Source organism: Pseudomonas sp. PWP3-1b2, assembly GCF_049896045.1.
In the GTDB taxonomy this organism is placed as follows: Bacteria; Pseudomonadota; Gammaproteobacteria; order Pseudomonadales; family Pseudomonadaceae; genus Aquipseudomonas; species Aquipseudomonas antarctica_B.
The window spans coordinates 1-11,054 of record NZ_JAFCTN010000074.1 but is presented as its reverse complement, the minus strand read 5'-3'; the positions used below and the strand labels follow the sequence as shown (position 1 = coordinate 11,054).

Sequence of the window (11,054 nt, the reverse complement as noted above, 5' to 3'; positions counted from 1 at the left end):
CGAGTGGTGGGGCGGAGCGTTTTTGGTTACTTTTTGCGCTCTTCAAAAAGTGACCCGCTGTAAGAGCGGAACCAATCCCAGCCGTTACCGCAGCAACGGATATACACACCGACAGCCCCCCCATTTAACACTCCATGTTGCTCACACCCGCTCCAGCTGCTAAACCTTGTCTCAACATAGCCAATGACAAGGAAGCAGTCGCATGTCAGTCGAGTCAGAAGTATCTCCGGACGGAAAGAAGTTGACGATCACGATCAAGGGCCGGTTCGATTTCGGTAGCCACCAGACCTTTCGCGACGCCTACGAACGTTTCTACAAAGTCCCCGATCAGTACATCGTCGACCTCAAAGAAACCACCTACATGGACAGCTCTGCCCTGGGCATGCTCCTGCTGCTGCGCGATCACGCCGGTGGGGATGAGTCGCAAGTCCAGGTAGTCAACAGCACTCCCGATGTGCGCAAGATCCTCGCCATCTCCAATTTCGACAAACTGTTCGACATCAGTTGAGCGCCCTGGCCCCGGTGCTTGAAGCGCTGACGATCCTGATCGCCGAAGACAGCGCCGCCGATTTGCTGTTGTTGTCGACCATCATCCGGCGTCAGGGCCATCAGGTGTTGACCGCCACCAACGGCGCGCAGGCTGTGGAGGTGTTCACCCGTGAGCGCCCGCAACTGGTGTTGATGGACGCCCTGATGCCGGTGATGGACGGTTTCGAAGCCGCGCGTCGGATCAAGCAGTTGGCGGGTGAGGCGCTGGTGCCGATCATCTTCCTCACGTCCCTGCGCGAGAGCGAGGCGCTGGCTCAGTGTCTGGATGCCGGCGGCGATGACTTTTTGCCCAAGCCCTACAATCAATTGATCCTGGCCGCGAAGATCAACGCCATGGATCGCCTGCGCCGCCTGCAAGCCACGGTGTTGCAGCAACGTGACCTGATCGCCAAACACCACGACTACCTGTTGCACGAACAGCGCGCGGCCAAGGCGGTGTTCGACAAGGTTGCCCATTCTGGCTGCATCAACGCCGCGCCGAACATCCGTTACCTGCAATCGCCGTATGCGCTGTTCAACGGCGACCTGCTGCTGGCGGCGTACACGCCGTCGGGTGACATGCACGTGCTGCTCGGCGACTTCACCGGCCACGGTTTGCCGGCAGCCGTTGGCGCCATGCCATTGGCGGAAGTGTTCTACGGCATGACCTCCAAGGGCTACGGCCTGGCGCAGACCCTGCGCGAGATGAACGCCAAGCTCAAGCGCATCCTGCCGGTGGACATGTTCTGTTGCGCCACGTTGTTGTGCCTGAGTGCTCAGCGGCGCGTGGTGGAGGTGTGGAACGGCGGCATGCCCGAAGGCTATGTGCATGAGGTTGCCACCGGCAAGCGTACGCCGTTGATGCCGCGGCATTTGCCGCTGGGCGTGCTGTCTGCGGAGTCCTTTGATGACAGCACCGAAGTCTGGCCGATGGCCTTGGGTGACCGGGTGTTTCTGTTGTCCGATGGGGTACTCGACACCGCCGACGGCAATGATCAGCTGTTCGGCGCCGAGCGTTTGCAGCAGGTATTTGCCGCCAACCGCGAGCCTGATCGCCTGTTCGAAGATATCGAGCAGGCCCTGGCAGCGTTTCGCGGCGAGGCGCGGGATGATGTGAGCATGGTGGAAATCACCTTGCAGTCCGACCAGCCGCTGCGCACGTGCGAACCGATCTACACCGACAGCGGCCAGTCGTGCCCGCTGGATTGGTCGGTGAGTTTCGAGTTTCGCGCGCAGACCCTCAAAAGCTACAACCCGTTACCGTATTTGCTGCAACTGCTGTTGGAGATTCACGGCCTGCGCGAGCAGAGCGGGGCGCTCTACAGCGTGATGGCCGAGCTGTATTCCAACGCGCTGGAGCATGGCGTGCTGGGGTTGGATTCGCGGCTCAAGTGTGATGCTCAGGGGTTTGCCGAGTATTATCGCCGGCGCAATGAGCGGTTGGCGCACCTGAACAGCGGTTACGTGCGTGTGCATGTGCAGGTAGTGCCGACCAGCGCCGGCGGCAAGATGACCTTGCGCATTGAAGACAGTGGGCTCGGGTTTGACGTGGAACAGGTGTTGGCGCAGCCGCTGGATGCGGACCGTCTGTCTGGCCGGGGGTTGAGCCTGGTGCGTCAATTGAGCAGCGCTGTACGCTGGTCCGACGGCGGGCGTAGTGTGTGCGTGGAGTTTTGCTGGGGGGCTCTGGCATAATCCGCCGATTCTTGATCAAGGAGCGAGCAAGTGGCTGAGATTCATCTGGACCCTGATGTGTTATCGGGTTTGCAGGAGGTTATGGAGAGCGAGTATCCCAAGTTGCTGGATACCTTTCTCGATGACTCGCAAAAGCGCGTCGAGGCGTTGCGCAAGTCTCGGGACGATGCCAAGGCGTTGGGGCGGATTGCGCATAGCTTCAAGGGCAGCAGCGGGAACCTTGGGGCTGTGAGGTTGGCGCAGTTGTGCCAGCGGTTGGAGCTTGAGTCGGTGGGGTCTGCGGCGGGGGACCTTTGGGCGTTGGTGGATCAGATTGATCATGAGTTTGCTTTGGTTCGGCCGATGTATGAGTCGGAGCGGGAGCGGTTTCAGCTGTAGTTGCAGCCCTTTCAAGCTCTTTAGGTGGAACAGGTACAACACAGAAATCCCCACAAACCAAAAACCTGGCCCAACTCTTGCTGTACCTCTATCACTGCATCCCCGATCCCCATGCAGTGGAGACCTTTACTTATGCCAGTTGCCCCGAATTCGCTTCTTCAGGCTGCCCCCGCGGCCAAGCCTCAAGCGCCTGCCGCCACCCCGCCGGCAGCGGCTGCAGCCCCGCGAAACAAGGCCCCTGGCTTCGCTCAAGTATTCGCCACTCAAGGCTCAAAACCCACGGTAAAGCCTGACGATGCACCGGCCAGGCCCGCGCGCGACAAGCCTTCCGATGCCAGCGCCAAGCCTGCGGCCACCACCGACAAACCTGCCGCCAGCACGCCAGCGGTTGCCGATAGCGGCAATCCCTTGCCTGCCACGCCGCCGGCCAAGCCGGACGACAGCGCCAGCGCTGACGACGACAAACCCACCGACCCACCGGTGGCGCAGCAGCCCGCAGTTGACCCCGTCGTCGACCCGGCACTGATTGCCGCGGTCACGCCCGTTGCCGTCCCCGTCACCGTGCCCGTGCCTGTGCAAACCCCGGCACCGGTAGCTGCCACGACGGACGACAAATCCCAACCGGTCGTCGCCACACCCGTTGCCGCGACGGACGATGCCAAGCAACCGGCCTTCGACCCTGAAGCCGACCCGCTGGACTCGATGCCGGCCGTGCGCCTGGCGATGGAGCAGGGCGGTCACGTCTCGGCCAGCAGCCAGACCCCGCAGAAAGCCGCGCCGACCACGACGCAGGATCAGCCGACCGCTTCACAGAATTTCGCCACCGGCCTTGCATCGATGGTCGACCAGCAAGCCACCAAAGACAGCACTGACCAGGGCGGCGACAAAGCCTTCAGCGGCCTGATCGAAGGCGGTCTCAAAGATTTGAAAAGCGCCAGCAGCGACACTCGCGTTGACAATTTCGCCGACCGCCTGGCCGCGCTGACCCAGGCCGCCACGCCGAAAACCGCCAACGCCTTGCCACCAGTGGCCAACGCGCCGCTGGCCATGCACCAGAGCGGCTGGACCGAAGAAGTGGTCAACCGCGTGATGTACCTGTCCAGCGCCAACCTCAAGTCGGCAGAAATCCAGTTGCAGCCGGCCGAGTTGGGGCGTCTGGACATCAAGGTCAATATCACGGCGGATCAGCAGGCCCAGGTGACCTTCATGAGTGGCCACGCCGTGGTGCGTGAAGCCCTGGAAACCCAGTCCGGCCGTCTGCGCGAGATGTTCGCCCAGCAAGGCATGGGGCAGGTGGACGTGAACGTCTCCGACCAGTCCCGCGGCTGGCAAGGGCAGGGCCAGGAACAACAACAGCAGAACCAGGCGCGCGGTGTGAATGGCGGCGGTGGGCGTGGGGATGGCGGCGACTCGGCGGATCACGCCGAAGTGGCAGCGGCCGTCGCGCCGGTAACCCAGACCGTGGTGGGCTCCAGTGCGGTCGACTACTACGCCTGACGCACGCCTTGCCCAGCCCTGAATGTGGGAGCTGGCTTGCCTGCGATGGCGGTGTTTTAGTCACAGAAATGTAAACTGACACACCGTCATCGCAGGCAAGCCAGCTCCCACCCTTGATTTGTGTTGTTCCCTCTACACCAGACAACTCTGGCATAACACTTGCTCTTGCCTTTCCGAAGATCTATGAATTCCAGAATAGTGACGGATTATTGGCATGGCGAAGAGCGACGACGCAGCAGCAACCCCTCCCGCAGGCGAAGGCAAAAGCAAAGGCAAGCTCAAGCTCATCCTGTTGATCGTGCTGGGCTTGCTCCTGGCCATTGGCGCCTCGGTTGGCGGCACGTGGTACATCATGCACAGCAGCGCCAGCAAACCTGCCCCGGTCGCCGAAACTGCCACTAACGTCAAGCAACCGGCAATCTTTGAACAGATGCTTCCGGCCTTTGTCGCCAACTTCAACCAGAATGGTCGTCAACGCTACCTGCAGGTGAGCATCACCTTGCTGGCGCGTAACCAGGCGGACCTGGATGCCCTCAAGGTGCACATGCCGGTGATCCGCAACAACCTGGTGATGCTGTTCTCCGGGCAGAGCTTCGACACCCTCGCCACGCCAGTCGGCCAGGAGATGCTGCGCCAGAAGGTCACTGCCAGCGTGCAGGAAGTGGCCCAGAAAGAGCTCGGCAAAGTCGTGGTCGAGCAGGCGCTCTTCACTAACTTCGTATTGCAGTAGGATCACGACATGGCCGTGCAAGACCTGCTGTCCCAGGATGAGATCGACGCGCTGTTGCATGGCGTCGACGATGGTCTGGTACAGACCGAAATGGCTGCCGAACCCGGCAGCGTCAAAAGTTATGACCTGACCAGCCAGGATCGTATCGTCCGTGGGCGCATGCCGACCCTGGAAATGATCAACGAACGTTTCGCCCGCTACACCCGTATCAGCATGTTCAACATGCTGCGCCGTTCGGCGGACGTGGCAGTGGGCGGCGTGCAGGTAATGAAGTTTGGCGAGTACGTACATTCGCTGTACGTGCCCACCAGCCTCAACCTGGTCAAAATCAAACCCCTGCGCGGCACCGCGCTGTTCATTCTTGACGCCAAGCTGGTGTTCAAGCTGGTGGACAACTTCTTCGGCGGCGACGGCCGTCACGCCAAGATCGAAGGGCGTGAATTCACCCCCACCGAACTGCGTGTGGTGCGCATGGTGCTGGAGCAAGCCTTCATTGACTTGAAGGAAGCCTGGCAGGCGGTCATGGAAGTCAACTTCGAGTACATCAACTCGGAAGTGAACCCGGCCATGGCCAACATCGTCGGCCCCAGCGAAGCCATTGTGGTGTCCACGTTCCACATCGAACTTGATGGTGGTGGCGGCGACCTGCACGTGACCATGCCGTACTCGATGATCGAGCCGGTGCGCGAGATGCTCGATGCCGGTTTCCAGTCCGACCTCGACGACCAGGACGAACGCTGGGTCAAGGCCCTGCGCGAAGACCTGCTGGACGTCGACGTGCCGCTGACCGCCACGGTGGCCCGTCGCCAGTTGCGTTTGCGCGATATTTTGCACATGCAACCGGGCGATGTGATTCCCGTGGAGTTGCCGGAAGAACTGATCATGCGCGCCAACGGCGTGCCGTCGTTCAAGGTCAAGCTCGGTTCCCACAAGGGCAACCTGGCGCTGCAAGTGATCGAACCGATCAACCGCCGCTGATCAACCTTAATTTTTGCTGCGCCGAGGACATGTAATGGCTACCGAACACGAAAACACTTCCGCCGAAGACCAGGCACTGGCTGACGAATGGGCCGCGGCCCTGGAAGAAACCGGCGATGTTGGCCAGGACGATATCGACGCGCTGCTGGCCGCCGACGCCGCGACCTCGCCGGCCGGCAACCGCCTTGCGATGGAAGAATTCGGCAGCGTGCCGAAGAACAACGACCCGGTGACGCTCGACGGCCCGAACCTGGATGTGATCCTCGACATTCCGGTGTCGATCTCCATGGAAGTTGGCAGCACCGAAATCAACATCCGCAACCTGCTGCAACTCAACCAGGGTTCGGTGATTGAGCTCGACCGCCTGGCCGGTGAGCCGCTGGACGTGCTGGTCAACGGCACGCTGATCGCCCATGGCGAAGTGGTGGTGGTCAACGAGAAGTTCGGCATCCGCCTGACCGACGTGATCAGCCCAAGCGAACGCATCAAGAAGTTGCGCTGATATGAAGTATTCGATGGCGGGACTGTTTCTGGCGCTGCCATTGAGCGCCCTGGCGGCCGAACCGGTTGCGCAAGCGACGGCGGCGGCTGCGCCCGTGGTCAGCAGCGGCATCGGCGGCCAGTTGACCCAGCTTGTACTCGGGTTGTTGCTGGTGGTGGGGCTGATTTTCGTGCTGGCCTGGTTGATGCGCCGCGTGCAGCGCATCGGGCCGGGCAATGGCCAGGTGATCGAGATGATCGGCTCGCGCGCCCTCGGCCCGCGTGATCGTCTGGTGCTGGTGCAAGTGGGCGACGAGCAAATCCTGCTCGGCATCACGCCTGGGCGCATCACGCCGTTGCACGTGCTCAAGACGCCGGTGGAAGTGGCCAAAACCGAGGCCGCCACGCCAGAATTCGCCCAGCGCCTGATGGAATTGCTGGGCAAGGATCAGAAGGATAAAAAGTAATGCGCGTTTTGTTGACGCTCATGCTGTTGCTGGCTGCGCCGTTGGCGTTTGCGGCCGACCCGTTGTCGATTCCGGCCATTACCCTGGGCACCAATGCCGCCGGGGCGCAGGAATATTCGGTCAGCCTGCAAATCCTGCTGATCATGACGGCGCTGAGTTTTATCCCGGCGTTCGTCATGCTGATGACCAGCTTTACGCGGATCATCATTGTGTTCTCGATTCTGCGTCAGGCCCTGGGCCTGCAGCAGACGCCGTCGAACCAGATTCTCACCGGCATGGCGTTGTTCCTGACGATGTTCATCATGGCGCCGGTGTTTGACAAGGTGAACCAGCAAGCCCTGCAACCCTACCTGGCGGAGAAACTGACGGCCCAGGACGCGATCGACAAGGCCCAGGGCCCGATCAAGGACTTCATGCTGGCGCAAACCCGTTCCAGCGACCTTGAGCTGTTCATGCGTTTGTCCAAGCGCACTGACATCGCCACCCCGGACCAGGCGCCGCTGACCATCCTCGTGCCTGCGTTCGTCACCTCTGAGCTGAAAACCGCCTTCCAGATCGGCTTCATGATCTTCATCCCGTTCCTGATCATCGACCTGGTGGTGGCGAGCGTGCTGATGGCCATGGGTATGATGATGCTGTCGCCGCTGATTATTTCGCTGCCGTTCAAGATCATGCTGTTTGTGCTGGTGGACGGCTGGGCGCTGATTATCGGCACCCTCGCCAGCAGTTTCGGAGGGGTGTAGCGCCATGACGCCAGAAGTTGCGGTCGACCTGTTCCGTGAAGCGCTGTGGCTGACCACCATGATGGTCGCCGTGCTGGTGGTGCCGAGCCTGTTGGTGGGCCTGCTGGTGGCGATGTTCCAGGCCGCGACCCAGATCAACGAACAGACCCTGAGCTTTCTGCCGCGCCTGCTGGTGATGCTGGTCACCCTGATCGTCGCCGGCCCGTGGCTGGTGCGTACCTTTATGGAATACATCCTGCAGTTGTACGGCAGTATTCCGCAGTTGATCGGCTGACCCGATGCAGTCTGTACTGGCATTGACCGACACCCAGATCAGCACGTGGGTGGCGTCCTTTATCTTGCCGATGTTTCGCGTCACGGCCGTGCTGATGACCATGCCGGTGTTCGGCACCACGCTGGTTCCACGGCGCATTCGCCTGTATTTCGCCTTCGCCATCACCGTGGTGATCGTGCCCGGCTTGCCGCCGATGCCGCCGGTGAATGCCCTGGACCTCAGCGCCTTGTTACTGATTGCCGAGCAAATCCTGATCGGCGCGCTGCTGGGTTTCTCCCTGACGCTGTTCTTCCAGGCGTTTGTGATCGCCGGGCAAATCATCTCGATTCAGATGGGCATGGGCTTCGCGTCCATGGTCGACCCCACCAACGGCGTGTCGGTGGCGGTGATCGGGCAATTTCTGACCATGCTGGTGACCTTGCTGTTTCTGGCCATGAACGGGCACTTGGTGGTGTTCGAGGTCATGACCGAAAGCTTCACCACCTTGCCGGTGGGCTCGGGGCTGGTGGTTAACCATTTCTGGGAACTGGTCGGGCGCCTCAGCTGGGTATTGGGCGCGTCCCTGTTGCTGGTGCTGCCGGCAATCACCGCACTGCTCATAGTCAACATCGCGTTTGGCGTGATGACTCGCGCGGCGCCACAGTTGAACATCTTCTCGATTGGTTTCCCCCTGACGCTGGTAATGGGCATGGGGATTTTCTGGGTCGGCATGGCCGACATTCTCAATCAGTATCAGCCGCTGGCGACCGACGCCTTGCAGTTCTTACGTGATCTGGCACGGGCGCGTTGAGCCATGGCCGAGAGCGAGAGTGGCCAGGACAAAACAGAAGACCCCACGGAGAAACGTAAAAAGGACTCCAGGGAAAAGGGCGAGATTGCCCGTTCCAAGGAACTCAACACCCTGGCGGTGATGCTCGCCGGTGCCGGTGGCTTGCTGATTTACGGCGGGGGCCTGGCGCTGGACCTGATGGAGTTGATGAAGCTCAACTTCACCCTGCCACGCGAGGTGCTGCTCAGCCCTGACGCCATGGGGCTGTACCTGCTGCACTCGGGCAAAATCGCGATTCTGGCGGTGCAGCCGGTGCTGATCACCTTGTTGCTGGCGGCGCTGATCGGCCCGGTGTCCCTTGGCGGGTGGCTGTTTGCCGCCGGCAGCATGGCGCCCAAATTCAGCCGCATGAACCCTGGGGCTGGGCTCAAGCGCATGTTTTCCAGCAAGGCGCTGGTGGAACTGCTCAAGGCACTGGCGAAATTCATTTTGATTCTGTTTGTGGCGGTGACTGTGTTGTCGGCCGACATTGACGACTTGCTGCGCATCGCCCATGAGCCGCTGGAGTCGGCGATTATTCACAGCGTGCAACTGGTGGGCTGGAGTTCGCTGTGGATGGCCTGCGGGCTGATCATCATTGCGGCGGTGGATGCGCCGATTCAGTTGTGGGAAGCCCACAAAAAACTGTTGATGACCAAGCAGGAAGTGCGTGACGAGCATAAGGACCAGGAAGGTCGGCCGGAGGTCAAACAGCGCATCCGCCAACTGCAACGCGAGATGTCGCAGCGCAAGATGATGGCTTCGGTGCCCGACGCCGACGTGGTCATCACCAACCCGACGCACTACGCCGTGGCGCTCAAGTACGACCCGGAGAAGGGCGGCGCGCCGATGTTGCTGGCCAAGGGCAGTGACTTTACCGCGCTGAAAATTCGCGAAATTGCGGTGGCCAACGAGATCTTGCTGCTGGAGTCGCCGGAGTTGGCGCGGTCGATCTTCTATTCCACTGATCTGGACCAGGAAATCCCTGCGGGCCTGTATTTGGCCGTGGCGCAGGTGTTGGCCTATGTCTATCAAATCCGCCAATACCGTGCAGGCAAGGGCAAGCGCCCGGACCCGTTGAAGGACCTGCCGATTCCGCCGGAGTTGCGTCGCGACTCCTGACGCGTGCCGCCGCGTCTTCTGCTTCCTGTGGCAAGCCTGCTTGCCACCGGCTCAATTGCCACCGTGCCATTCGTCTTGAACACACCCTTACCTGTCAACATTGACAGTTGTCAGCACTGCACTCTCGCGGTTTTATGGCGCCAGCACTGCGCGCAGGTAGTCAAGAGATGCAGGGGGAATGGCCATGGAAGCGGTGACGGGTACGATTAAGGCTTACAACACCAGAACCGGGGAAGGCTTGATAGCGTTGGACGGTGAGGGTGAGCCTGTGCGTGTGGACCTTAGCGGTTCGGCTGGGGTTTGGCTCAGGAAGGGCCAGCGGGTGCGGTTTTCCAGGGTTCACCGTCCCAGGGGAGTGTTTGCGTTTTGTGTCAAGGTTATCTAGTGGTCGCATGTGCGTGCATGGATCAAAAAATGTGGAGCTGGCTTGCCTGCGATGACTGAGCATTGCTGGCAGTTCTGGTGACGGGCACGCCGCAATTGCAGGCAAGCCAGTTCCCACATTTGAATTGCGCGTTTCAGTCGGTTTGTGGGTTGCCTGGGTCTGCTTCGGGGGGTGGTGCAATGTCATCCAGGACGCGCTCAGCCAGTAACTTTGCCACTTCAATCAACTGCGCAATGCCTAGCGCACTTTTTGTTTGGACCCTTCCAGCACAAATGCGAAATCGCAGGTCAGGGCGTGGGCGGAGGCGAGTGTTTCGGTGAGGTTGACCAGCAGGTCTTCGGTGCTGATGCCGTCGATGAGGGTGAAGAGTACGGTGGGTGGGGGATTTGGTGTTGGTTTGATCATTGTTAAGCTCCTTACGAAAGTGGAGCCGCCACTGATCGCCGCGACGCGATGGAGGGTGGCAGCTGTACGCAGGTTCGCGGACCGGTAAAAGGAGCAACCCGGCATACCCGAAGGTATCCCGCGCACAGCCGCCATAGCGCCGCACAGTAGACGATAAAAAAGCGTCGACTGAAAGGGAGATGGTGCTTTTGCTCCTTATAAACCGGGCCGCGACGCCCGACCGCTGTGTGTGCAGCGGTGTACGGAGACTAGAGAGCTCGGTTCCTAGGGACAACCCGAAAACCTTGTAGGAAACATCCCGGGCCGCAGGGGTTGTACGCAGAACAAAATGTGGGAGCTGGCTTGCCTGCGATGGCGGTCTGTCGTGGTTAACGGGGCGCCTCAGATCAAAATCTAAAGCACGGCGGCCTGGTAGCCGACCTGAGTGGTTGGATCAAAGGCGCTGTTTTTTCTGGAGGAGATCGCAGTCTTCCTGATGTATGGAGATCCACTGTGGGAGCGGGCTTGCTCGCGAATGCGGTGTATCAGCCACCAGATTCATCACTGACCCACCGCCTTCGCGAG

General features: G+C 60.6%; 12 protein-coding genes and 1 pseudogene. 12 read left to right on the top strand and 1 reads right to left on the bottom strand.

Annotated features, from left to right (window positions below; genetic code table 11):
* Positions 1-202: 202 nt before the first annotated feature.
* From ACP7A2_RS26725 to flhB, 12 genes are all read left to right on the top strand, one after another.
* The gene (locus ACP7A2_RS26725; RefSeq protein ID WP_426136796.1) at positions 203-508 is read left to right on the top strand and encodes an STAS domain-containing protein; all 306 of its coding nucleotides are present in this window, start codon (positions 203-205) and stop codon (positions 506-508) included.
* Complete coding sequence (locus ACP7A2_RS26720) at positions 505-2,223, top strand: ATP-binding SpoIIE family protein phosphatase (protein WP_426136794.1); 1,719 nt, start codon at positions 505-507, stop codon at positions 2,221-2,223. Before ACP7A2_RS26725 ends, ACP7A2_RS26720 begins: the two co-directional genes overlap by 4 nt.
* Positions 2,224-2,253: 30 nt before the next feature.
* A complete protein-coding gene (locus tag ACP7A2_RS26715; protein WP_426136793.1) occupies positions 2,254-2,601 on the top strand; it encodes an Hpt domain-containing protein in 348 nt (115 codons plus the stop codon).
* Between the two features lie 132 nt (positions 2,602-2,733).
* On the top strand, positions 2,734-4,098 hold the full coding sequence (locus ACP7A2_RS26710; RefSeq protein ID WP_426136791.1) for a flagellar hook-length control protein FliK: 1,365 nt from the start codon (positions 2,734-2,736) through the stop codon (positions 4,096-4,098).
* A gap of 214 nt (positions 4,099-4,312) precedes the next feature.
* Positions 4,313-4,828: a flagellar basal body-associated protein FliL gene (fliL, locus tag ACP7A2_RS26705; protein ID WP_348061503.1), complete on the top strand. Its 516-nt coding sequence runs from the start codon at positions 4,313-4,315 to the stop codon at positions 4,826-4,828.
* A gap of 9 nt (positions 4,829-4,837) precedes the next feature.
* Positions 4,838-5,806 carry a flagellar motor switch protein FliM gene (fliM, locus tag ACP7A2_RS26700; RefSeq protein ID WP_300630039.1) on the top strand — a complete coding sequence of 323 codons (969 nt, stop codon included), beginning with the start codon at positions 4,838-4,840 and terminating at the stop codon, positions 5,804-5,806.
* Between the two features lie 34 nt (positions 5,807-5,840).
* Entirely contained in the window at positions 5,841-6,308 is a 468-nt protein-coding gene (gene fliN, locus ACP7A2_RS26695) for a flagellar motor switch protein FliN (RefSeq protein ID WP_348061499.1), read from the top strand.
* A 1-nt stretch (position 6,309) separates the two neighbouring features.
* The gene (fliO, locus tag ACP7A2_RS26690; RefSeq protein WP_348061497.1) at positions 6,310-6,753 is read left to right on the top strand and encodes a flagellar biosynthetic protein FliO; all 444 of its coding nucleotides are present in this window, start codon (positions 6,310-6,312) and stop codon (positions 6,751-6,753) included.
* Positions 6,753-7,496 carry a flagellar type III secretion system pore protein FliP gene (gene fliP, locus ACP7A2_RS26685; protein WP_375071118.1) on the top strand — a complete coding sequence of 248 codons (744 nt, stop codon included), beginning with the start codon at positions 6,753-6,755 and terminating at the stop codon, positions 7,494-7,496. Before fliO ends, fliP begins: the two co-directional genes overlap by 1 nt.
* A 4-nt stretch (positions 7,497-7,500) precedes the next feature.
* Complete coding sequence (gene fliQ, locus ACP7A2_RS26680) at positions 7,501-7,770, top strand: flagellar biosynthesis protein FliQ (protein WP_060756026.1); 270 nt, start codon at positions 7,501-7,503, stop codon at positions 7,768-7,770.
* Between the two features lie 4 nt (positions 7,771-7,774).
* Entirely contained in the window at positions 7,775-8,560 is a 786-nt protein-coding gene (gene fliR / locus ACP7A2_RS26675; protein ID WP_426136788.1) for a flagellar biosynthetic protein FliR, read from the top strand.
* Between the two features lie 3 nt (positions 8,561-8,563).
* A complete protein-coding gene (gene flhB / locus ACP7A2_RS26670; protein ID WP_426136787.1) occupies positions 8,564-9,700 on the top strand; it encodes a flagellar biosynthesis protein FlhB in 1,137 nt (378 codons plus the stop codon).
* A 518-nt stretch (positions 9,701-10,218) separates the two neighbouring features.
* Here the strand turns inward: flhB and ACP7A2_RS26665 are convergent.
* Positions 10,219-10,490, bottom strand: a pseudogene (locus tag ACP7A2_RS26665) (DUF6124 family protein).
* Positions 10,491-11,054 lie beyond the last annotated feature (564 nt).

Excerpts from the sequence above, each read along its gene's own strand:
- ACP7A2_RS26725 (WP_426136796.1), top strand. The coding sequence starts at position 203 with ATGTCAGTCGAGTCAGAAGTATCTCCGGACGGAAAGAAGTTGACGATC.
- ACP7A2_RS26710 (WP_426136791.1), top strand. The coding sequence starts at position 2,734 with ATGCCAGTTGCCCCGAATTCGCTTCTTCAGGCTGCCCCCGCGGCCAAG.
- fliL (WP_348061503.1), top strand. The coding sequence starts at position 4,313 with ATGGCGAAGAGCGACGACGCAGCAGCAACCCCTCCCGCAGGCGAAGGC.
- fliM (WP_300630039.1), top strand. The coding sequence starts at position 4,838 with ATGGCCGTGCAAGACCTGCTGTCCCAGGATGAGATCGACGCGCTGTTG.
- fliN (WP_348061499.1), top strand. The coding sequence starts at position 5,841 with ATGGCTACCGAACACGAAAACACTTCCGCCGAAGACCAGGCACTGGCT.
- fliO (WP_348061497.1), top strand. The coding sequence starts at position 6,310 with ATGAAGTATTCGATGGCGGGACTGTTTCTGGCGCTGCCATTGAGCGCC.
- fliP (WP_375071118.1), top strand. The coding sequence starts at position 6,753 with ATGCGCGTTTTGTTGACGCTCATGCTGTTGCTGGCTGCGCCGTTGGCG.
- fliQ (WP_060756026.1), top strand. The coding sequence starts at position 7,501 with ATGACGCCAGAAGTTGCGGTCGACCTGTTCCGTGAAGCGCTGTGGCTG.
- fliR (WP_426136788.1), top strand. The coding sequence starts at position 7,775 with ATGCAGTCTGTACTGGCATTGACCGACACCCAGATCAGCACGTGGGTG.
- flhB (WP_426136787.1), top strand. The coding sequence starts at position 8,564 with ATGGCCGAGAGCGAGAGTGGCCAGGACAAAACAGAAGACCCCACGGAG.